The sequence below is a fragment of the Listeria aquatica genome (assembly GCF_014223975.1).
GTDB lineage: Bacteria > Bacillota > Bacilli > Lactobacillales > Listeriaceae > Listeria > Listeria aquatica.
This window is the reverse complement of sequence record NZ_JAARRM010000001.1, coordinates 482,901-504,677: the sequence shown is the minus strand read 5'-3', so window position 1 is coordinate 504,677 and position 21,777 is coordinate 482,901. Positions and strand designations below refer to the sequence as shown.

Genomic DNA, 21,777 nt, shown 5'->3' with positions numbered 1-21,777 from the left:
CATCATGAGACAACCTTTGTGATATAAAAAAACTGCCTTCTAGAGCAGAAGACAGCTTAAATCCAATTCCAATCGGCTCTTTTAGCCGAAGTTAGTTCTTCTGGTTTAAAAAACAACCCAATTTCGCGTTTAGCAGAAGCCTCACTATCAGAGCCATGAATCACATTGCGATTCATATGGACAGCAAAATCAGCGCGGATTGTTCCCGGGGTAGCTTCAAGCGGATTCGTTGCTCCCATCATTTTCCGAGCCACAGAAATCGCTTCATCGCCTTCAAGAACCATCGCAAAAATAGGACCAGACGTAATAAAACTAACCAAGTCATCGAAAAACGGTTTCCCGACGTGTTCCTGATAATGCGCTTTGGCAAGCGCCTCATCCATTTGAAGCAACTTGGCAGAAACTAAATTCAAGCCCTTGTCTTCAAACCTAGTAATGATTTTTCCAATGAGACCTCTTGCTACTCCATCAGGTTTTACCATGACATAAGTTCTCTCCATTGCATTTCCTCCTCAGTAGTCTCGTTTGTCGAGCATTTTGATAATTTGTCTGAGTGGTTTTACTTCTTTTCGATTACCGAATTCATCCAAAATCCTCGCTGCTTTATTTAAGTAATCCGTTGCGACTTGTTCTGATTTTTCAATCGCGCCACTACCACGGATGGCTTCCACCAAATGTTCGATTTCTTCCTTCGAAGTGGTTTCAGTCACACGTTCTATCCGTTTACGAAGCAGTGGGTCTTGCATAGCAAAAAACACTGGTAAGGTGACATTCCCTTGACTCAAGTCTTCTCCAGCAGGCTTGCCGAGCTTTTTTTCATCTTGAGAAAAATCCAAAACATCATCTGTAACTTGAAAAGCCATCCCAACATAGTAACCAAACAAATAGAGCTTATCGTCAAGTTTTTCTGGCAAGTCAGCAATAATGCCACCGAGTCCACAACTTGCCGCAATCAACAATGCTGTTTTTCGCTTAATGCGACGTAAATATGAGCGGACGCTTTGTTCAAAATTATATTTATCTTTAATTTGCTCAATTTCACCAACTGCTAGTTCAACAGTCACTTGCGAAAGAAGCAAGTGTGCTTTTTCAATTTTTACTCGCGTCATATATTCAAGTGACTTCGCAAACAAAAAATCCCCAGTATACATCGCAATATGATTTCCCCACATAGACTTAATCGTAGGACGCCCTCGCCTAAGCGAAGCATCATCCACAACATCATCATGCACAATAGACGCCATGTGAATAAGTTCAATTGAAGTCGCAGCGCTCCTACTAAGTACGGGCTCATACTTTTCGCCAAGTCTCGCAGTTAAGCAAACAAACATGGGACGAATTCGTTTTCCCCCCGCCGTTAATAGATGGAGTGCCGCTTCAGAAATCGTTTCTGCATCTGCATCCGAAACCGCCAATTTGAGTTCATTTTCTACTTCATCAATATCCTTTTGGATAGAAGGATATAAAAAATTAAATTTCATCTTCTGCCACCTTTTTATAGCCGAAATGCGTCGCGCTCGCCCCACCACTGTGAGAGATATAGCGCACATAGGAAAAACCTGCTTGATAAAACAAATCGGAAAGAGCTCTCATTCCTGGGAAATGACGTGTTGATTCCTGCAACCAGCTATATTCATCGTAACTCTTTGCAAAAATCTTCCCAAAAAGTGGCATAATATAGCGGAAATATGTATTGAAAAACGGGCGCCAAACTGGAATATTCGGTTGGCTCGTATCAAGGCAAACTGCCTGACCGCCTGGTTTTAAGACCCGATACATTTCTTTTAATACGGCTAAATAATCCGGGACATTACGCAATCCAAAACCAATTGTGACATAATCAAAAGAATTGTCCGCAAAAGGTAACTCCATCGCGTTCCCTTGCATCAGTTCAATATTTTGAAGACCAGATTTTGCTACTTTGGCTTCACCAACTTGCAGCATATTTGAGCTGAAATCAAGCCCTGTAACAACTCCTGATGGGCCAACTTCTTCAGCTGACAAAATCGTCCAATCGGCTGTTCCACAACAAACGTCAAGAACAGACGCTCCTTTTTTCATACGCATTAATTCTATCGTTTCATTTCGCCAGTGCACATGAAGTTTAAAACTGATCACGCTATTCATGCGGTCGTAATCAGACGAAATTTTTTCAAAAACATGATGTACTTTTTCTTCTTTTTCAGTCGTCATTTATTTTATCCCCTTTCTAAAATCAGCGCTGTAGCATTTCTTGCAAACGCATATCAAGCGCCGAAGACAAGGGTTCACAAGTTTTCCTAAGTTCTGTGATTTCCTGCTTAAACCTCAAAATTAGTTGTTCAAGCCACTCTTCAAAAGAAGCGGCCGCATCACGAGCAAAAAAACCATGTTCGTAAGCTCGTTTCAAAGTGGATGAATGATACAGCTCATAAAAGGTCCGTTCATCAAGCAATTTTTTTAAAGCAAGCACGTGCTCAGCAAGCAAAACAAAAGCATCTGCTTTTCCGAAATAACGAGCAAACTCCGAAAAAATGGCTGCTGATGCCGCCCTAAACTCAGACGCATATTGTTCATCAGAAGAAACGTGAAGTTGATAAATATTCGTTTTTGCTGTATTCATCTTTTGAACACCGCGTTGCAGCGCCCGGAGTAAATCAATCATACCAAGTTCAGCCATTGTCCGGTAATAAAGCGCGCTATAATAATCACCGGCAAGAACCGTTAGTTCTCTTTCTTTGAGCGTTAATTTATGAGCATCGCCTTCTTCATCAATTCCCTCATGTGTATCATGGGCCAAAATGACATAAAGCGTAGCTGTTATCACTCGGTACTTATCCGTTTCCGCAAGTTCCGAGCTTCGAAGTGATTCATGCAGCCAGAGCATTTGATCTTGATCCATTTTTGGACCATCAAAATTCTCCTTTAAAAACTCATAAGCTGTTCGATCATGAACCAATCTTTCCACTTCCTTCAGTTGTGTGAGGCTCCCTTGATAAGTCATAATAACTTCCCCTTCAAAAACAATAATCCATAAGAATTATTATAGCATAAATCCACTTCAAAACGATAATAGTTATGTTTTTTACGAATGCTTGATTAACGAAAGAACCTCACTACGAAGCTTGTCATCTGTGCGGAATGCACCACGTACAGCACTTGTCACCGTTTTCGCTCCTGGCTTATTGACACCACGAATCGTCATGCACATATGTTCTGCTTCTAAAATCACCATAACACCAAGTGGATTCAATTTTTCCATCATAATTTCTGCTACGGTTTTCGTAATTCGTTCTTGTAGTTGCGGGCGCTTACTCACATCATCAACAACACGAGCTAGCTTGCTTAGGCCTGCAACTCGACCATTTTGGGGAAGATAAGCAACGTGAGCTACGCCAAAAAACGGAACCAAGTGATGTTCACATACAGAAGAAAAGCGGATATCTTTGACAAGGACAAGTTCATCATGCTGCTCTTCAAAAACTTTATTAAAATGAACAGACGGATCTTTATGAAGGCCTGCGAAAATTTCTTCATACATTCTTGCAACCCGCATTGGTGTTTCAATTAATCCTTCTCTTTCTGGATTTTCTCCAACAGCTTCAAGTATCATTCTAACGGCATCTGCAATTTTTTCTTTATCCATTTCAGTCATTCTCCTAACCCTTTTTTTGCTTTATTTCTCTGTTTATCTTATCATAACTCCCCTCATTAGGTAAACGGTTTCTATCCCACTATACTGGGAAATAAAAATTAAAAGAATCTCGTCTATCAATGACGAGATTCTGAGTCTATTTCAATCCTTTTCTTTTTTATAAATGGAAGCATCATAAAGCGCACTCCACTCGCTAAAATAAGATTCTATCGAAAAACGATTTTCCACCGTAAGCCTCGCCTGTTTAGAAAGCGAAATTCTCAACTCGCGCTCATTTAAAAACAATTTCAAATAAATTTGAATTTGCTGCAAATCTCCCGGTGCTACTAAAAAACCATTTTCACCATCTTTAATTGCTTCCGGTATTCCTCCAATACCCGTTGCAAGATTCGGAATCCCCCGGGACATCGTCTCAAGAATAGACATCGGCAAGCCTTCATTATAAGAAATTAACAAGTGCAACACTGCACCTGAGAGCACCTCATCACGTTTTGAACTATCTAACCAGCCAGGAAGCGTCACATTTTGAATGTTTCTTCGCTTGATTTCTTTTGTAAGTCGTTCGATTTCCCCATCTCCATATAAAACAAATTGGTAATCTGGAAAAAGTGGGGCAATTTTTAGCACATCATAGCTTCCTTTTCGCTCTCCTTGACGCCCTAGCATAATAATTTTTTTGGCATCTGAATCGTAGTTTGCTTCTTTTGACACTTCTACTGCATTAGGAATCACAGAAATAGGGGTTTTCGTAAGTCCTCTATAAAAGCTCGCCCAACTTTCACTTAAAACAACAATGTGATCAGCACGATTTAATACGTCTCGAATTCGTTTTTTTAAGAATCGTGGACTTTTTTCGTAGAACAAATCAAATTGTGAGGCATGCATATGGAAAATATAATGCGTGTACCTAGGAACTAAGTAGCTAAGCAAAGCCTTTCGATAAAAACTTCCTTTTTGTGCTACGTGAAAGTGAACGATATCAATTTTTTCTTGCCGAATTTTCTTGCGGATCACAAATAAAGCCCGAATTCCAGCAAAATATCTATGTTTTTCCTGCCAAGTTTCCAAGTAAACTATTTTATTACTGCGGTAATATTTCCGGAAATTGGCAATAACTGTCGCGATGCCACCTTTTGCTTTAAAACTTGGTCCAACCATCAATATATTCATTTTTTACCTCCTTTCTTTCCATAAGGACCCATAAATTCCCGGCACTTATTAATGAGTGTCATCAGCGTTTCGTTGTATAACCAAGAAATCACTAAGAGCACCAAAAGACCAAAACCAAAAGACCACATCGACTGTTTGCAAAAAGTTGTATAAAGCGCATATGAGACTAAAAATAAAGTTCCCACATAAAATCGCTTCAATTTATAATCAACCTGAAATAAACGAGTGGAAAAATAAGTTCTCATCGCGAAAAAAGCGATATAAGAAATCCCAGTAGAAATTGCAGCCCCAGCAGCCCCAATTAGCGGAACAAGCAAGATATTTCCAAGAACATTAATAAAAAAGACACAGCAAGCGATCAGAAGATGCCACTTTGTTTTTTTATAAAAGTTAATTCCAACCACGGTCACTTCTGAAATGGTATACATCACAGGGATAAATACTAAAAAAGGCATAATCGAAGCAGCATCCCGGTATTCTGAACCTAAAAGATAAACAATAACATCTTTAAAAAGTAAAACGCCCGTTGCAATAACAAACATTACAAAAATAACCGTTTGAGCCATTTTTTGAAAAAACACAGCATTATCAGGGTTTTCTTTGAATTTTTCATAACTAAGTGGTGTCCAAAAAGCCGTAAAATTGATCTGTAACATATTAAGAACGGCAATAATTTTAAATGCTGCATAGTATAACCCTAATTCGCTATAGTTTGACCACTCTTTAATGGCTAGTCGGTCCACAGATTGAAAAGCTAGCGTCATTAGGAGTGTGACCATAAGTGGCATGCCATAACGTAATCTTTCGCTCGTATCACTTTTTAGGGGAGCAACTTGGTCACCAAAAAAACGCCAAAATTTATACTCTACACTAATAGCAATCACGGTGACTAAAATCATGAATGAAATATGTGCGTAAATAATAACTTCATAGTGATTGCCCATTAAATACGCGAAAAAAAGAATACCCAGAAATTCAAGTGATTTATTTAAGACTTGAATCAACGAGAAAATTTTTCCCTTTTGTTGCATGCGGATAACAAGCGATGCAAATGTGCTCACAATACGTAAAAAAACATAAAGCAGCAGTAAAAAAACGAGCCACAAACTGACTTTTGAAAATATGAATGCGGAAAAACTTTGATAAAAAACTAAAATTAAAAGAGCTGCTAATCCAAAAGTCGCAAGTGAGATTCTTAAACTACTACGCAACAAAAACTTACGATTCGACGTCTCTTCTTCATAAAAAAAGCGAATAAAACTTTGATCCGATCCGAGTAGTGTGATCGCTGCCAAAACATCCACAACGAGCAAAAAAATGGAGGCTTGTCCAAATTGATCAGGTGATAGGAGCCGTGTTGTAATCGGCGTGCTCACAAAACCGATCAACATGGCAATCCAGCTTCCAATCGAAATTGATAAAAACTTATTTAAAATATTGCTTGTTTGACTCACGAAAATTTCCGCCTCCCACTTAGCACCCGTCACTTTTTTTGCATAAACTGCTGCATTTGTTCTACAAAAGCTAAAAATGTTACAACTTGATCTTTTTCCTGTGCCGTCCCATTTTCAAAAAGAAACATACAATCCTGCTTTAACTGCTTATCTTTTAACACCTCTAGCCCTCGCTCAAAACGCTCTTCATAGAAAGCTTGTAGCTCTGGATTCTGTTTATACCAGTAGTCCACCGGATTCATATGTTTCTTTGTGTTTAATCGCAGCCCAAGCTTTTTCTTAAGAAACTTCCCTATCGCTTTCGGAAAACTTGTCCACGGAATAGGAACCCCCTTCACAGTCCAGACTTTGCGATTTATCTTTCCTTGCACCTTTTCATAGACAAAATTAGCTGCCCCCGGATAATAGCGATTGATCCACTTCAAATAAAGCGCATGACCACTACGATATTCAAACGGAAGCGACAAACAAAAATCTAAAAACTCGACGTCAAGAAACGGAGAAATGGTTTCTGTAAATTGATACATCGGTTTTAAGCCAATATTTATCCCTGTAAATCCACGATTGTAAAACTTAAACAATTCTTGATCCGATAAGTTAACTGCTTGCTCTTCTGTGTAGCAAACCCGGTCGAGTAGCTTCGTCGAAACAGCCCCATCTCCTCGCTTAAAGCCTTGCTGCTTCCCATCATCATAATAAGTCCCGATGATGACATCCCCAAGCTGACCAGTATGAACTAACCCAAACCTATCCAAGTTGACATTTTTCAATAGACTAAGTGTATGCGAAACCGTTGAGCTTTGAGCTCTTGCTCCCGATATCCTGACGGCTTCATCAAAATACTTGTATAAATATAGTCCGTTATCCAAACTTTTAAACAGCCACTCATGATGCAACTTATCCGCGATTTTATTCGCCACAGTCTCATCCAGATAATTCGACTGGGAAAACGTGTAATTTAACATATCCGTATAGCCCATTTCGTGCGCTACCCAAGTTGTCATTCGTGAATCGAGTCCGCCGCTTAGTGCCACTAAATGTTTATAGCCATACTCCAAATCCTTTTCAAAAGAAAGGCGTACAGCACTTCGAAACAATGTATCCAATTTTTCAAGCGCTTTGTCTTCTTCAATCGGCTGCACTTTAGTTTGAATCTCATAATAACTTTTCTGCATCAACCCCCTAGAGGAAAACACTAAAAAGCTTCCTGGCGTAAGGCGCTTCACCTCATCGAACAAAGTTTCATTACAAAGCGTGTGCCCATGAGTCATTAAACTATAACTAGCATTTTTATTAAGTCTAAATGTCTTATCGGAATGAACATGAACGAGTTTTATTAGCAGATCAAAGTCTGTTGCAAAATAAAGTGTATTCGTTTCTTGATCCATATAGTAAAAAACTTCTTTATCGCCCATATGATTTGTATAGATCGCAATTCTTGCGGTTTCCTTTTCGAGTACTACTCCTGCAAAACTGCCTCGTAAGTTTTTAAAGAAAGGAGCAGCGGCCGTTTGTTTCATTTTCTGAAGTAACGAAACCATCTCTGTTTCAGCTTTCAACCTGTAATGTTTCAGCAGTTTCTGCTTATTTAAGACAACGCCATCAAGAATAAAAAAGTGTTCTGTATCCTCAGAAAACGTTTTGTCATAAATAAATTTTTTTGTAGCATGTCGAAAAAAGCGACCGTAAAGTCCTGCAACCTGAATCACTGCCTCTTCATCTATAAATCCTGATTCGCGTGTGACAAAATCGCTCCATTTTAGTTTTTTTCCAAGTACATCAGACCTGTCTGAAACAAAGCCATAAAATCCAGGCATAGCATTTTTCTTCCCTTCTATCAAAATCAATCATTTTTAAGTCTTGCGCGTGATAAGAACAGCTCCACAAATGAGCCCTAAAAAAGTTGAGGACAACGCTGAAAATAATACATGTCCCGCAAAAAAGCCGTAAAAAATAACGACAATCAGAATAAAGCTATAAACAGAACGTCCTTCTTTTTCTAGAGCAAGCTTCAAAAAATACCCTAGTAAAACGAGCAAGAGAATCATTCCAATCAAGCCAAAACCGAAAAAAGCATCAAAAAAGTCCATTTCAATTAAGCCCATGCGACCAAATTGTTCTAGCCGGTACTGAAAGCCCTGTCCACCAAAAAAAGTGAAATAAAAATGAGGATCGCTCAAAAAAGCAGTCATTCCACCATCTAGAAAGGTGCTACGTGAGCTAGACAAAAGTCGAACTAAGTCACCATCATAAAGTTGATAAAAGTAACTTAACCGTTCGAAAGTTCCGCTTAGCATTGAAACGATATCTCGTGCACCTTTTATAGCGCCCCAGAGTAAAATCCCTAAACAAATGATCCAGATTGTTAAACGATGAAGGAACGATCTGTACAGCGAGCCAAATAAAACAGTGACAAGAAGTATCAAACTGACAAAAGCGCCGTAAAGAATTCCCGTTTTCATTCCAATTAAAATTAAGCAAAAGAAATTCCCCACATAAAGCAGAAGGCTTAAAATTAAACCCATGCGCCATTTTCCTTGTAATTTTTTATGTAGTTCCCAGCCAGATAATGTAATTAAAATAATGAACGCACAAGAAAGATCATTCTGCGCGTAGAAAAAACCCTTATAACCGGCCTCAGAAGCTGCATAAGTATAGGTTCCAACACCCAATAAATAAGGAATAATGAGACCTGCTGTAAAAAACAAATTAATCACTGTAAATATTCGATTCAGCCACAAAATCTGAAAAGTCTCTCTCCGTTGATACATATAATATGGAATCAGTGCCCATAAAAAGTACTTCACCAAAACACCTAAATCGCTAGTTACACGAGAAATTGGATTCTCTAGGACAATACTTTGAAGAAGAAAAAGCAAGAAGCTTCCTAAGATGAACAAGAAAGTGAGGAAGGTATAGCGACTCTTAGGCATTACTTTGCTAAAAATGGCAAAAAGCAAAAAGCAAAAGAACGCAAAGCGATACAAAATACCAATTGGAAAAGTCTCACCTGTCGTCAAAAAAAAGCCATTTACACTATCAATCAAAGGAAAAACAGCAACCAGCGCCAAAAACAAATAGATATTCCAAGGTATACGTTGCAATTGTCTATTTTCCACGCCGTTTCTCCTTCCATACCAGCTTTAAAAAAGTCAGATTTCCTAGCAAATAGCGCCGAAACATTCGTCGTGGTTCTTGAAGAAAGCGATAAAACCATTCCAAGCCGATCTTTTGCATCCAACTAGGTGCACGCTTTGTTTTGCCAGCAATGATATCAAAGCTCCCGCCAACGCCCATAGAAAAAGGAACATTCATAATCTCTTTATACCTGTGAATCCAAAATTCTTTTTTAGGACTCGAAAAGGCAACAAACAAGATATCCGCATGGCTGTCCCGGATTTCTTCTGCAATTGAAAGAGAATCCTCTGCTTCAAAATAACCATTCCGATAGCCCGCAATCTTCAATGCTGGAAAGGTTTCCTGATGAATCTGTATCACCTTTTCTACCACTTCCTCTTCCGCACCAAAGTAGTAAACTCGGTAACCTTTTTTTGCCGCTATTTTTACAAGATTCGAAAATAAATCAATCCCTGTCACTCTTTCTTGAACTGGAAAACCAAGAAAGCGACCAGCCCAAACAATTGACTGCCCGTCTACATTAATTAGCGAACAGCTATTCACAATTTCTTGCAATGCTTTGTTTTTAGCTATTAAATTAACTTTGCTTGCATTCACAACCACATGTTGTTCTGGATGACGTGCCAAGATAATTTGCTCTACTCGCGCAAGTGTTTCTTCCATCGTGAGAAGGTCTAGCTGTGTTCCAAGTAAAGAAACCCGTTTATTTTGTTCAGATGCCACGTTTCAGTAAGCCCCTTTCGGAGCAAGCACAACTAAAATAGTCCGAGCAAGAATTTTTAAATCATTCAAAAAAGACATATGCTGAATATAGGTAAGATCTAGTTCAACCATTTCAGCAAACCCAATTTGATTTCGCCCACTAACCTGCCAAAGTCCTGTACATCCTGGTGTAACTGTCAGACGCATCTTGTCATAGGCCGAATACATCTCAACTTCTCGTGGAAGCGGTGGACGCGGACCCACTAACGACATTTCTCCTCGAATAACATTCCATAGTTGCGGAAATTCATCAATACTTGTTTTTCTTAAAAAACGTCCAATCGGTGTCACCCGCGGATCTCTTTTCATCTTAAACATTGCGCCTTTTATTTCATTTAGTTCTAAATATTTCGCAAGTTCTGTTTCTGCATTGGGTCGCATTGTTCTAAATTTATACATCTGAAAATTCGAACCGTTTCGCCCAACTCGGACTTGTTTAAAAATTATCGGTGCTTTTAGGTCTGTCATCTTAATTACTAACGCTACTAAAATAAACAGCGGAAAAAGAAACAGTAGCGCTAGAAGTGCAAAAACAAAATCCCCCAGTCTTTTAAAGCGCAAATAAAGACTTCTTTCTTCTGCTATTTGGAAAATCACTTTATTGTTTTCCATTGTTCTCACCCTTTTTAGTAATAGTAATAGTTTTTATTCAAGTCTTTTGTGCCATTTAAAATAGCACCTAATAAATTCACCCTAGTAAATTTCAACTTATCAAGAGCTTTTTTGGCTTCTTCTTTGAGTGTTTTATGATAGCGAATTACGAGAATAGCTCCATCTATCTCATCGGCCAAGACTAACGCATCAGGAACAATCGTGACGGGTGGTGTATCTATGATAATAAAATCGAACTTGGTTCTTAGTTCAGCCAAAATTTTTTTCATCCGAGTAGAAACCAGTAAATCAGTTGGATTTGGCGGAATAATGCCACTTGTCATAATAGAAAGATTCTTAACCGACGTTTTTTGGAGCACCTTTTCAAGTTCTAGGTCTCCTGTAATCAAATTCGAAAGACCGTTATACATATTTTTCGAAAAAATTTTATGGATCGTTGGTTTTCGCAAATCCGTATCAATTAACAGCGTCTTTTTCCCAGATTGCGCGGTCACAACGGCAATGTTAGAAGCAATTGTTGATTTTCCTGTTCCGCTTTCCGATGATGTGACCATCACAACATTATTTTCTTTATCAATACTAGTGAAATCGATTCCAGTTCGAATCATTCGAAATTGCTCATAAAGCGGTGAATGTGAATCAATCTGTGTGAGAAGTGTTTTCGTCCCCATATTTTTGGCCTCGCTTTCTACCTCTTTCCGCACTGTGTTTCACTGCCCGGTCATTAAATTCACTTACTACCCCTAACACATGGATTCCAAGTAAACTTTCAATTTCCTCTGGGTCTGTAAATTTGCGGTTAAAAAACAGCTTCATAAACATAATCAAAAGATCCACAACCATCCCGCATAGCAGTGTTAAAATAAGTAATAAAGCTTTATTCGGCTTTATCGGTTGATCGCTACTTGTTTCATCCGCTTGCGACAAAATGGTGACATTGTTGACATTCATAATTTTTGGTATTTCTTTTTGAAAAGTTTGAGCAGTTAAGTTTACTATTTCTGCTGCCTTTGCTGCATTTTTATTTTGAACATTAATTTCAATCACCTGCGAATTATCTTTACTCGTAACCGTCGTCGCTTCCATCAAAGCTTCACTAGAATAAGTTCCATCTAGTTTTTCTTCAACTTCGCTTAAAATTCGTGGACTTAAAATGATATTGCTGTACGTATTCACAAGTTGTAAATCGGCTTGGACAGATTGCACTTCAAGATTCGCGTTTTTCGAATTATCATTTTGACTAATTAAAATCTGTGCGCTTTTTTGATAAACTGGAACAGCTACAAATTGCAAATAAGAAAACATTCCTGCAACCAGTACTACAATGACACCAATAAGAAGCCATTTTTCGCGTTTCATCAGTTGTATAATTTTACTTAAATTAATTATTTCATTCATTGGATTCTCCCAAAATAATGATTTAAACACTCAACTTTTCTTGCTTAATCCTTGAAATGTCGCCTAACGAATAATAGTGAACGCTCGAATTTGAATGTTCATAAACTTGCTTCGTATCTAACAAATAGCGTTGTTTCATGTGTGAAAAATCCGCTTCTGTTATTTGTTTAAATTCCGCGTGATCCGTTAAAATTAAAACTAAATCACTATTCCTAAGCGCATCAGATTTATTTTGCGTCAGCTGGTCTATTTGAACGTGTGGATCATAAACGCTAATTTCGTAATTTGTTGTTTCCTTTAAAAGTCGTAAAACCTCAATTGCTGGGCTTTCCCGTATGTCATCAATATTTCCTTTGTATGCCAAGCCAAAAATCGTTATTTTTTTTCCACAAATGTTATCCATGAGTTGTTTAGTTTTCCGCACAATAAACGTTGGCATATTACTATTGATAGCTCTTGCCGTTTGAATTAACTCCGTATTTTCTGGTGAAGCAGCCACAACAAAATACGGATCAACAGCAAGACAGTGCCCTCCAACTCCCGGACCCGGTTGGTGAATATGCACACGCGGATGTTTGTTTGCCATCTCAATGACCTTTAGCACATCAATCTCAAGATCATCTCCAACTTTGACAAGTTCATTAGCGATCGCAATATTAATATCACGGTACGTATTTTCCATCAACTTGGATAATTCCGCCTCAGAAGCTCCCGCCAAAATAAGTTCACCTTCGACAAACTTGTCATAAATTTCTTTTCCTTTTTCCGCGCAACGCTTTGTCACACCACCAATGATTCGATTATTTTTTCTTAGTTCGCACAAAATCTTTCCAGGAAGTACCCGCTCTGGGCAATGCGCTAAATAGATATCTTCCCCCACCACAAAATCATAGCTTTCGATCATAGGCTGGATGCGGTTTACTGTTGTTTTAGGAGGGATAGTAGATTCAATAATTACGGTATTTCCCTTTTGTAAAAACGGTAGGATGGACTGAACTGCTTGATCTACATACTGAAAATCACAACTATGATACTTGTCATTTTGATTAGGTGTTGGAACAGAAATAATAAAAACATCTGCTTGTTCTGGAGTAGTGGAAGCTCTGAATGTTCCATCCGCTAAAACCTCTGCTAACAGTTCCGCAACTCCTGGCTCCTCAAGATGTACAATCCCTTGATTGAGTTGCGACACAATTTCAGATGAAATGTCTACTCCAACGACTTCTTCGCCACTTTTTGCAAAACTAAGTGCTGTTGGAAGCCCAATATACCCAAGCCCAATCGTCATTAACTTACTCATTTGCATTGACGCTCCATTCCACAAGTTCCTTCCCATTCGGTTTGTAAACTAACTTATCTGGTGCCTTATTTGTAGCAAAAGAGACCTTGCCCGATAGTTTTTCACCGGACTTTAGTTCATTTCCAAACGTTGCAAGTGAATCATCTAGCTTCACTTCTTTTTTATCCTTCGTTTTTAGTACGAAATCAATTGAACCTAATCCTTTCTTTACGGAAGAAGCATTTTCTCCTTCAATCGTGAAAGTATATAGATTTTCTTTTTTCTTGCCTTCTACTTTTTCATTTTCTTCTTGTTTTTTAATCGTTATTTTCAGTCCATCAACGACTTGACTTTTATTTGCTGGATTTTTTTCACTTGTTTTCTCTGTTTGATTTTTTTGTTCTTTTTCAGCTGCATTATTCCCAGAGCAAGCTCCCAAAAAGACAAGTAAAACAAGTGAAATGCTCATTACTAATTTTTTCATACTACACCTCAACTAGATAATTAGTTACCCACTAGAAAACGAGTGTTTTCTAGTGGGTAATGTTTTTTAATTAATTACAGCCACACTTTTTTGATCAAGTAAAGTGGTCAGTTCATTGTAAGCCGAGATTGTGACTACATCTCCTGCTTTGATTTTATTTGCACCTACATAGTACGAAAATCTTCCATTTTCAAAACTTCCGCCCCATGCTTGTTGAACGCCATTTATAGACACGCGCGCCATTGTAATATCTCCTGTATAAGCACCAGTGATTGTCACATTTCCAACAGAGTAAGAGTCAGGTGAAATCGTCCCTTGAGATGTAGAACTTTTGACTGTTACAGTTTTATTGCCATCTAACAAACGATCATTTTTATCGTAAGCAGAAATTGTGACCACATCTCCTGCTTTAATTTTGTCAGCTCCGACGTAATAAGAGAAGCTTCCATTCGTAAATGTTCCACCCCACGCTTGTGCTTTACCATTAATTGAGATGCGAGCCTTTGCCACATCACCAGTATAGGTACCATTAATTTCTAGATCGCCAACAGTAAACGTGTTTGGAGAAACCGTCCCTTGGGTCGTAGCAGAACCACTAACCGTCACAGTTTTTTGATCCAATTGTTTGTCATTTTTATCATAAGCGGTTAGTACAACTGTATCTCCTGCTTTAATAGCGCCAGAACCTACATAATAAGAGAAACTTCCTCCACTAAATGAGCCACCCCATGACACGACTTTTCCATTTACTGTTAGACGAGCTTTTGCAACATCACCAGTATAGCTTCCTGTAATGTTTGAATCATTGACTGCATAAGTTTTTGGTGAAATGGCTCCTTGAGTAGCCCCACCATTTACAGTCACAGTTTTTTGATCCAATTGTTTGTCGTTTTTATCATAAGCGGTTAGCACAACTGTGTCTCCTGCTTTAATAGTGCCTGTACCTGTGTAGTACGAAAAACTTCCATTAGCGAAGGTTCCACCCCATGATACAACTTTTCCATTCACCGTTAGGCGAGCCCTTGCAACATCACCAGTATAGCTTCCTGTGATCGTTGAATTCCCAACAGTATAGCTATTCGGAGTGATTGTTCCGGCTGTTGCTGCTCCATTCACTTTAACCGGTACTTTTTCCGTTAGACTTGTTTGTCCATCTTTTGTATAGCCCTCAATTGTGACAATATCTCCGGCTTTAATGACATTTGGATTGACATAGTAAGAGAATCCGCCATTCGCAAAAGAACCGCCTTGAGACTGAAGAACCCCATTCACATAAAGTTTGGCAAACGCAACATCACCAGTATATGTTCCTGTGATAGTTGAACTTCCAACTGTATATGCAGCTGGAGTAATCGTTCCTTGTTGATTTCCAATTTTAACTGGTTTATCGTCTAACACTTTATCGTATGCGCTATATCCAATTAAACGAACATCGTCGGTAGCACTTGTGATCTTATCTTCTGCATAATAGGAGAAGCTTCCATCAGCACGAACATCAACTTGAGGATATTTTTTCCCATTCACAACAAGCGCAACAGTTTTTACATCTCCTGTATAAGACCCTGTTACATTTTCTTGTCCTAATTGATAAGTCTTAGGAGCAACTGTTCCTTTAATGTTTTCATCAGAAACAGTAACTTTACGCTCTACCTTTGTTTCATTCCGGTCACTATCTGTCACCGTATAAGTTACAGTATATACACCCGGTTTATTGATATTAACATCTGAATTCACCGCAATTTTGTTTGTAAGGTCCCCATCTTCTTTATCTGTTGCCTTAACTCCCGCAAGTGGGTCGAATGCTTCATTCACTTGGACAAGGGTGTCGCTAACGCCTGTAAGTGCCGGAAGACCACCAGTCCCAACAATGGCTTGCTTTTCAGCAGTATAGGCCTCTGCACCACGGTCACCAATTTGGATACTGATAAATCCCTTGCTGTTCTCTCCGACTTTAATAAGATAACCATTCCCAGTTTGTGAATCTGGAATAGGTACTTTTAAGTCGTTGTAAAGCGATTTATAATCCAAGTTCATTTGGTAACTAACCGTTGATTGAGCCGGGATCGTGAGCGATTGATCGGCTTTCATACTCAAAATACCGGAGTCTTTATCATAAGTAAGGTTTTCTTTGCTAAATGAAATTGAACCTCCAAAAATGCCGAGACTTGTAATCTTCCCTGTTTGGTTAAGCGCATCAAAAAGTGTCCCTTTTTCATATGCAGCTTCAATCAGAGCACGAAATTCAACAGGAATTTCTGTTGTCATATAAACGTCCTCAGCTAGACCTGCTCCCCAAGCATTGATCCAAAAATCCAATCGCAAATTACCACCAACTTGCGTATCAAGATTAAGTGGAGTCACAGCCGCAGTTTCAAGCGTTGCATTTGTCCACAATGCTAGTGCACGTGGTGTAGGTTTTTGAGCAGTCTCTGATCCATTCGTTTCCGCAGCATTAGCCAGGAACGGAGCCCCCACTAAAAATTGGCTGGCTACTGTTGCAACAGCGACCGCTGTCACTACTCCTTTTTTTAAATTCTTACTTGATTTTTTGTTCATGTCCGAATTCTCCTTTTCTTTTGAAATAGCTACAGTAAAGTAATCACAAATATTCCCTAAATAGCACGGCATCCCCCCTTAAATGACCCGCTTAGGTTTGTTTAATCATTATGCAAAATTTATTTGAAATTTTTATTCAATCTTTCTAAACTCATCTTGCAATTGCCCGTGGTTTAATTGGATATGCCCTTCAGCATCAAACTTGACAATTTTGCTCCTAAAAAGCTCCTTCATAGTTTTTTGGAAAAAAGTTCTGTCAACATTGCTATACTCGAGTAAAAATTTATTTTCAATTCCAGCAGGCAAACGTTGCCACTCCCCCATTCCTATTCCAATATTTTCACTCAATTCCATTAACGAAGAAATAATCTTTTTTCGTCTCCCTGAATAAGACAAACTAATAAGGCGTTTCATTAATTTTTCTTCCTGTATATTCGTGTAATTAATCAAAAATTCGGAAAAAGATGGTCTTATTGATAGATAATTGAAGAAATATTCTTCTTCAATAAATGCTACGCTACTCCCCTTTTGAACTTTCGCACACATTTGATTGGATGAATTACTATCCTCTAATCCTAAAATAGAATTCCCCACCAAGACATCTACTAAAAACTCACTGTTATCTTGCACTGCTTTTAAATAAATAAAGCACAACCCCTCAATTAAAAATGCCAGATAACCTTGTGCCCGCAAATCCAATAACTCATCCTTGTCATATCTTTTGTAAACGACCTGAAACCGACTGACTTTATTCTCATCCAGTTCTTTAATCATCCCTTGTATAGAAACTCTTTGAGTCATAACCATTTCCTCATCTCCTTTTCTATGCACATTTATTCTAATAACAATCCACATGTAAATCTGCAACTATTATTGCAAAAAAGCCACCATTTTTTGAACAATTTGTGTCGAAAATTGTACATTACTATTCAAAAAATATAAAAATTTGTTATAAAAATCTATAAAAATTAACTTTTCACCAACTTTTTTCGATAACTTCTCATTAACCATCCAAACGAAATCCTCCTTTTTCCATAAAAAACTTAAACCCACCTAAAAAGATTCGTGTCAATCCTCTAGATGCATTTAAGCTCTTTTCTCCAAATTTTATTGTATCTTGTGTAAAAATAACTATAAACTGTCTATATGTTACTTTTTTGCTTATTAAAACCGCTTTTTGTCCAAATTATGACTTTTTTTTGCACAAAAAAAGCCCTTTAAGAGGTAACATTTGTTACCTCTTAAAGAACTTTCTTAAAAACAACTTTATTTATCATCGTTGTCGTTATTGATATTTTTCAATTTATCACCAATTAAATCACCCATTTGGAAACCTGTGTTTTCTTCTGGAAGTTCATAATCATTTTCTTCTTGAGGTTCTTCTTGAAGTGCTTTGATACTAAGCGATAGACGTTTTTCGTCTTCGTTCACATCTAAAACTTTCACTTCTACTTCTTGACCCTCTTCAAGAACTTCACCTGGTGTTCCGATATGCTTATGTGCAATTTGCGAAATATGAACTAACCCCTCTACCCCGGGGAATACTTCAACAAACGCTCCAAATGAAACAAGACGCATAACTTTACCTTTTAACACAGCACCAACAGGAGCTTTTTCAGCAATGTTATCCCATGGTCCTGGTTGTGTTTCTTTAATTGAAAGTGAAATCCGTTCGTTTTCTGGATCTACTCCAATAACTTTCACTTTTACTTTTTCGCCTTCTGTTAAGACATCGCTAGGAGTTCCAATGTGTTCATAAGAAATTTGCGAAATATGAACTAACCCGTCTACACCACCAAGGTCAACAAATGCACCAAAGCTTGCAAGGCGCTCAACTGTTCCTTCTAGAACGTCTCCTTCTTTAATTGTAGCAAGAAGTTCTTTTTTCTTTTCTTCTTTTTCAGCTTCAGCCACAGCTCGGTGACTCAAGATCACACGATTTTTTTCTGGTTCAAATTCAACAACTTTAAACGCCAAAGTTTTTCCTTTATAATCAGAAAAATCTTCTACAAAGTGATCTTCTACAAGCGAAGCCGGTACAAAAGCTCGAACTCCGAGATCAACTACAAGACCACCTTTGACAACATCACTCACAATAGCATCAAAAACTTCGCCCGATTCAAACTTTTCTTTGATTTCATCAGAAGCTTTCAGCGCATCTACTTTGCGTTTAGAAAGAACAAGAACATCTTCTTCTACTTTCGTAACAACAAGATCAAGAGTATCTCCGACATTTACTACGTCAGAAGCTTTTTCTACATGTACATTGGATAGTTCGCTAATCGGCACAACCCCGTCCAATTTGCTGTCAGGAATTCCGACATATACTTGTTTATCTTCCACGCTTGTAACTGTGCCGGTGACTTTGTCCCCTTCTTCAAAATTTCTAACTTCCACATCGTTTAATTCATCAGACATGCGTAGCCCTCCTTAATTCGTTTCTCGAATTAGGACTTTCTGTAACCGCAAAAGAAGTACAGCTTCTAACAATCTTCATGACAAGGCACGTAGCAAATTCGTCATTACGGGAGTCCACCTACTCACTAAAAGGTATTCGTCAGATTGATTTTTTGCAAGAAAATCCTAAAAGATTTGATCTCTATATTAGAAAAAATCTCTCTTCTAACATCCTACAAAACAACAGATTTGTCAAGTTTTTTTGCCAAATGAAATAGGCTTGTAAATTAGTTTACAAGCCCTTTTCTCGTTGTTCAATTGTTTGATTTGCCAAATCAAGAATCTTAGTAGCTACTTCTTGAATAGACATACTCGTTGTATCCACAGTAATGGCATCGTCTGCTTTTTTTAGTGGCGAATGTTTTCGTGTGTAGTCAAGATGATCACGATCTTCGATTTCTTTTTGAAGCTGCTCAAAGTCCACATCGTAGCCTTTTGCTTTATTTTCCTTATAGCGTCGTTCTGCGCGTTCCTTAACACTCGCGAGCAAGAAAATTTTCAGTTCAGCATTCGGAAGAACCGCTGTTCCAATATCTCGCCCGTCCATAACGACACCCCCAGCACTAGCGAAGGCCTGTTGCTTTTTCTGCAAGGCTTCACGAACAAGTAGATGAGCAGAAACAACTGAAACATGATTGGTAATTTCATCTGTTCGAATAACATTTGTGACGTTTTCGTCATCAATGAACACTTGTTGAATATCCCCCGGCTCAAAATGAATGGTTTTCTTTTGCAACAACTTCATAATGCCTGCTTCATCCTCGTAAGAAACGCCAGCCTGGAAAGCTAAATACGTAGCTGCCCGGTACATAGCGCCCGTATCAATATAAATGAATTGAAGTTTACTTGCTACAATCTTAGCTACCGTACTTTTTCCAGCCGCTGCAGGGCCATCAATCGCAATACATATTTTTTTCGTCATTTCAAATTTAATTCCCTTCTGTTCAATAAAAATTGGCTTGCGTCGCACCTTTTTCTGAAGCTAGAAGCACCATTAAACGCATGCGCGCTTTTTTACTGTCATAATCTTTTCCCAGAATAACACCTTGATTAAAAAGATCAAACGTACTACCCAAATAATCATAAGTTGTGTACACATTTCCTTCTTCAGCACTTGTTGTAATAACCACAGGAATTTGTTTTTGAAGCGCTCGTAAAATCCCCGGCATCATTTTGGGAGCTACTTGTCCACGCCCAACTCCTTCAAGTACGATACCATCCACACCTTTTTCAACCAGAGCATCAATCATGAAGCTATCCGCGTCTAAATAACATTTCACGATTGCGACATCTGGAAGGGGGCGTTTAAGTTCGAAACAATCATGCATGACTGGTTTTTGATAAATAAAAACTTGGTCATTATCAATGATTCCAAGATAACCAAAGCCAAAAGCACTAAATCCTTGGATATTGGATGCATGGACTTTTTTTACATAGCGTGCTGCAAAAATACGCTCATTAAACACAACAACCGTTCCAGCCCCTCTTAGAAGCGATTCAGACGCAGTATGTATCGCATGACGAATATTGATAAAAGCATCCGTCCCCATTTCTTCAGGAGCTCTCTGTGAACCCGTCACAACGACAGGGCGTTCATCTCGAATCGTCAAATCCAAAAAATAAGAAGTTTCTTCGAGTGAATCCGTACCATGGGTGACAACAATTCCGGCATATGATGAATCTGTAAAAATCTCTTCGATAGTTTTCTGAAGATCCACTAAGTGCTCTCTTGAAATATGCATGGATGGAAGCTGGAAAGTCGAAAAAATATCTACTTCAATTTCATTAGGAAGTCCGCAAATCTGAACAAGCTCTTCGCCAGTTAGCTCACCAGAAGCAAGCTTTCCAGAAGCCGTTTTTCGACTTGCGATCGTTCCACCAGTTGTGACGAGTGCTACTTTTGGCATTTCATCTCCCCTTTTCCACAAAAAGAACGAGCTTTTTCGGAAATCTCTCCCCGTCTTCCGCTCATTCTTTTCTTACTTATTTAGGAATTTTAATTACAGTTCCAACCGGTACACTATCCGAAGAAAGTCCGTTTGCTTGCTTAATTTTTTGAACACCTTGCGTAGCATTCGAAGCGCCATATGCGTTAACCGCGATCCTGTAAAGCGTTTCTCCTGCTTGAACCGTATGACTTGATGCCTGCGCTGCTTCCGCTTGTTTTTTCGCTTCTTCAGCTGCTTTTCTTTCTTGTTCTGCTTTTAGTGCGTTTTGACGTTCTTGTTCAGCTCGTTCTGCAGCTGCTTGCTTGTCAGCCGCCGCTTTTTCTGCTGCAGCCTTTTCCGCTGCAGCTTGTTGCGCTGCTTGATCTTGCTTCGCTTTCTCATCCGCTTCAGCTTTTTCTTTCGCAGCCTTTTCCTTTTCTTCTTTTTCCTTCGTCGCTTTTTCCTTTGCAGCCTTTTCTTTAGCCGCTTTTTCTTTTGCTGCTTTTTCTTTTGCTGCTTTTTCCTTCGCTTCTTGTTTTGCTTTCGTATTGTTATCAACAGAAACGCTACTTTCTTCTTTCACAGTATTGTCAGGTTGTCCCGAATTTTGAACGGCTACAAATACGATAACCACAACAATTGGAATGAGTAGAAAGAAAATAATTAAGACATTTAGAAGTGGATAACGAAAAATTCCTGTTTTCTTTGCTTTTCTACTATCAGACCGCGAAAGCATCGGCGGTTCATCATTAAACTCATCCTCCGAGTTATTATAAAAATCATGATCATAATCATCAGACGGCGTATATTCTTTTTCATCATTGCGCCTTTTCCTTGCCATGCATAAATCCTCCTTAAAACAAAACTCTTTCCTCATTCTGGATTTTAAATAAAATTTGACATAT

The 21,777-nt window shown here is 38.5% G+C and carries 21 protein-coding genes; all 21 read right to left on the bottom strand.

Going from position 1 to position 21,777, the window contains the following annotated elements; all coding sequences use genetic code 11:
- Window positions 1-56 precede the first annotated feature (56 nt).
- The 21 genes from ndk to HB912_RS02440 all read right to left on the bottom strand — a co-directional run bounded on the left by ndk (window position 57) and on the right by HB912_RS02440 (window position 21,713).
- A complete protein-coding gene (gene ndk, locus HB912_RS02540) occupies window positions 57-500 on the bottom strand; it encodes a nucleoside-diphosphate kinase (RefSeq protein WP_185372068.1) in 444 nt (147 codons plus the stop codon).
- 12 nt (window positions 501-512) lie between these two features.
- A complete protein-coding gene (gene hepT / locus HB912_RS02535) occupies window positions 513-1,481 on the bottom strand; it encodes a heptaprenyl diphosphate synthase component II (protein WP_185372067.1) in 969 nt (322 codons plus the stop codon).
- Window positions 1,471-2,193, bottom strand: a complete 723-nt coding sequence (locus HB912_RS02530) for a demethylmenaquinone methyltransferase (protein WP_185372066.1) — start codon at window positions 2,191-2,193, stop codon at window positions 1,471-1,473. The genes hepT and HB912_RS02530 overlap by 11 nt, the downstream gene beginning before the upstream one ends.
- A 22-nt stretch (window positions 2,194-2,215) precedes the next feature.
- Window positions 2,216-2,983 (bottom strand): heptaprenyl diphosphate synthase component 1, encoded by a 768-nt coding sequence (locus tag HB912_RS02525; protein ID WP_185372065.1) that lies wholly within the window; start codon window positions 2,981-2,983, stop codon window positions 2,216-2,218.
- Window positions 2,984-3,064: 81 nt separating this feature from the next.
- Entirely contained in the window at window positions 3,065-3,634 is a 570-nt protein-coding gene (gene folE, locus HB912_RS02520; protein WP_185372064.1) for a GTP cyclohydrolase I FolE, read from the bottom strand.
- 141 nt (window positions 3,635-3,775) lie between these two features.
- Window positions 3,776-4,804 carry a glycosyltransferase family 4 protein gene (locus tag HB912_RS02515; RefSeq protein ID WP_185372063.1) on the bottom strand — a complete coding sequence of 343 codons (1,029 nt, stop codon included), beginning with the start codon at window positions 4,802-4,804 and terminating at the stop codon, window positions 3,776-3,778.
- On the bottom strand, window positions 4,801-6,258 hold the full coding sequence (locus HB912_RS13350; protein ID WP_185372062.1) for an oligosaccharide flippase family protein: 1,458 nt from the start codon (window positions 6,256-6,258) through the stop codon (window positions 4,801-4,803). Before HB912_RS13350 ends, HB912_RS02515 begins: the two co-directional genes overlap by 4 nt.
- Window positions 6,259-6,287: 29 nt before the next feature.
- Window positions 6,288-8,075, bottom strand: a complete 1,788-nt coding sequence (locus HB912_RS02505; RefSeq protein ID WP_185372061.1) for an asparagine synthetase B family protein — start codon at window positions 8,073-8,075, stop codon at window positions 6,288-6,290.
- A 36-nt stretch (window positions 8,076-8,111) separates the two neighbouring features.
- On the bottom strand, window positions 8,112-9,377 hold the full coding sequence (locus tag HB912_RS02500) for an O-antigen ligase family protein (RefSeq protein ID WP_342354356.1): 1,266 nt from the start codon (window positions 9,375-9,377) through the stop codon (window positions 8,112-8,114).
- Entirely contained in the window at window positions 9,367-10,059 is a 693-nt protein-coding gene (locus HB912_RS02495; RefSeq protein WP_185372843.1) for a WecB/TagA/CpsF family glycosyltransferase, read from the bottom strand. The genes HB912_RS02500 and HB912_RS02495 overlap by 11 nt, the downstream gene beginning before the upstream one ends.
- Window positions 10,060-10,122: 63 nt before the next feature.
- Window positions 10,123-10,770, bottom strand: coding sequence for a sugar transferase (locus HB912_RS02490; RefSeq protein WP_036071835.1), 648 nt, complete (start codon window positions 10,768-10,770; stop codon window positions 10,123-10,125).
- Between the two features lie 14 nt (window positions 10,771-10,784).
- On the bottom strand, window positions 10,785-11,441 hold the full coding sequence (locus HB912_RS02485; RefSeq protein ID WP_185372060.1) for a CpsD/CapB family tyrosine-protein kinase: 657 nt from the start codon (window positions 11,439-11,441) through the stop codon (window positions 10,785-10,787).
- Window positions 11,410-12,168, bottom strand: a complete 759-nt coding sequence (locus tag HB912_RS02480) for a YveK family protein (RefSeq protein WP_185372059.1) — start codon at window positions 12,166-12,168, stop codon at window positions 11,410-11,412. The genes HB912_RS02485 and HB912_RS02480 overlap by 32 nt, the downstream gene beginning before the upstream one ends.
- Before the next feature lie 22 nt (window positions 12,169-12,190).
- Window positions 12,191-13,468, bottom strand: coding sequence for a nucleotide sugar dehydrogenase (locus HB912_RS02475; protein ID WP_185372058.1), 1,278 nt, complete (start codon window positions 13,466-13,468; stop codon window positions 12,191-12,193).
- Window positions 13,461-13,931 carry a DUF4354 family protein gene (locus HB912_RS02470; protein ID WP_185372057.1) on the bottom strand — a complete coding sequence of 157 codons (471 nt, stop codon included), beginning with the start codon at window positions 13,929-13,931 and terminating at the stop codon, window positions 13,461-13,463. Before HB912_RS02470 ends, HB912_RS02475 begins: the two co-directional genes overlap by 8 nt.
- A gap of 66 nt (window positions 13,932-13,997) precedes the next feature.
- Complete coding sequence (locus HB912_RS02465; protein ID WP_185372056.1) at window positions 13,998-16,487, bottom strand: DUF5011 domain-containing protein; 2,490 nt, start codon at window positions 16,485-16,487, stop codon at window positions 13,998-14,000.
- A gap of 132 nt (window positions 16,488-16,619) precedes the next feature.
- The gene (locus tag HB912_RS02460) at window positions 16,620-17,294 is read right to left on the bottom strand and encodes a Crp/Fnr family transcriptional regulator (RefSeq protein WP_185372055.1); all 675 of its coding nucleotides are present in this window, start codon (window positions 17,292-17,294) and stop codon (window positions 16,620-16,622) included.
- A 459-nt stretch (window positions 17,295-17,753) separates the two neighbouring features.
- Entirely contained in the window at window positions 17,754-18,905 is a 1,152-nt protein-coding gene (gene rpsA, locus HB912_RS02455; RefSeq protein ID WP_185372054.1) for a 30S ribosomal protein S1, read from the bottom strand.
- Between the two features lie 271 nt (window positions 18,906-19,176).
- Complete coding sequence (gene cmk, locus HB912_RS02450; RefSeq protein WP_185372053.1) at window positions 19,177-19,866, bottom strand: (d)CMP kinase; 690 nt, start codon at window positions 19,864-19,866, stop codon at window positions 19,177-19,179.
- Window positions 19,867-19,888: 22 nt separating this feature from the next.
- On the bottom strand, window positions 19,889-20,851 hold the full coding sequence (locus tag HB912_RS02445; protein ID WP_185372052.1) for an asparaginase: 963 nt from the start codon (window positions 20,849-20,851) through the stop codon (window positions 19,889-19,891).
- 76 nt (window positions 20,852-20,927) lie between these two features.
- Entirely contained in the window at window positions 20,928-21,713 is a 786-nt protein-coding gene (locus HB912_RS02440; protein WP_185372051.1) for a LysM peptidoglycan-binding domain-containing protein, read from the bottom strand.
- Window positions 21,714-21,777: the final 64 nt, after the last annotated feature.

What these genes read in the sequence shown, in the direction of transcription:
- ndk (WP_185372068.1), bottom strand. Translation starts at nt 500, where the DNA reads ATGGAGAGAACTTATGTCATGGTAAAACCTGATGGAGTAGCAAGAGGT.
- hepT (WP_185372067.1), bottom strand. Translation starts at nt 1,481, where the DNA reads ATGAAATTTAATTTTTTATATCCTTCTATCCAAAAGGATATTGATGAA.
- HB912_RS02530 (WP_185372066.1), bottom strand. Translation starts at nt 2,193, where the DNA reads ATGACGACTGAAAAAGAAGAAAAAGTACATCATGTTTTTGAAAAAATT.
- HB912_RS02525 (WP_185372065.1), bottom strand. Translation starts at nt 2,983, where the DNA reads ATGACTTATCAAGGGAGCCTCACACAACTGAAGGAAGTGGAAAGATTG.
- folE (WP_185372064.1), bottom strand. Translation starts at nt 3,634, where the DNA reads ATGACTGAAATGGATAAAGAAAAAATTGCAGATGCCGTTAGAATGATA.
- HB912_RS02515 (WP_185372063.1), bottom strand. Translation starts at nt 4,804, where the DNA reads ATGAATATATTGATGGTTGGACCAAGTTTTAAAGCAAAAGGTGGCATC.
- HB912_RS02505 (WP_185372061.1), bottom strand. Translation starts at nt 8,075, where the DNA reads ATGCCTGGATTTTATGGCTTTGTTTCAGACAGGTCTGATGTACTTGGA.
- HB912_RS02495 (WP_185372843.1), bottom strand. Translation starts at nt 10,059, where the DNA reads ATGGAAGAAACACTTGCGCGAGTAGAGCAAATTATCTTGGCACGTCAT.
- HB912_RS02490 (WP_036071835.1), bottom strand. Translation starts at nt 10,770, where the DNA reads ATGGAAAACAATAAAGTGATTTTCCAAATAGCAGAAGAAAGAAGTCTT.
- HB912_RS02485 (WP_185372060.1), bottom strand. Translation starts at nt 11,441, where the DNA reads ATGGGGACGAAAACACTTCTCACACAGATTGATTCACATTCACCGCTT.
- HB912_RS02480 (WP_185372059.1), bottom strand. Translation starts at nt 12,168, where the DNA reads ATGAATGAAATAATTAATTTAAGTAAAATTATACAACTGATGAAACGC.
- HB912_RS02475 (WP_185372058.1), bottom strand. Translation starts at nt 13,468, where the DNA reads ATGAGTAAGTTAATGACGATTGGGCTTGGGTATATTGGGCTTCCAACA.
- HB912_RS02470 (WP_185372057.1), bottom strand. Translation starts at nt 13,931, where the DNA reads ATGAAAAAATTAGTAATGAGCATTTCACTTGTTTTACTTGTCTTTTTG.
- HB912_RS02465 (WP_185372056.1), bottom strand. Translation starts at nt 16,487, where the DNA reads ATGAACAAAAAATCAAGTAAGAATTTAAAAAAAGGAGTAGTGACAGCG.
- HB912_RS02460 (WP_185372055.1), bottom strand. Translation starts at nt 17,294, where the DNA reads ATGGTTATGACTCAAAGAGTTTCTATACAAGGGATGATTAAAGAACTG.
- rpsA (WP_185372054.1), bottom strand. Translation starts at nt 18,905, where the DNA reads ATGTCTGATGAATTAAACGATGTGGAAGTTAGAAATTTTGAAGAAGGG.
- cmk (WP_185372053.1), bottom strand. Translation starts at nt 19,866, where the DNA reads ATGACGAAAAAAATATGTATTGCGATTGATGGCCCTGCAGCGGCTGGA.
- HB912_RS02445 (WP_185372052.1), bottom strand. Translation starts at nt 20,851, where the DNA reads ATGCCAAAAGTAGCACTCGTCACAACTGGTGGAACGATCGCAAGTCGA.
- HB912_RS02440 (WP_185372051.1), bottom strand. Translation starts at nt 21,713, where the DNA reads ATGGCAAGGAAAAGGCGCAATGATGAAAAAGAATATACGCCGTCTGAT.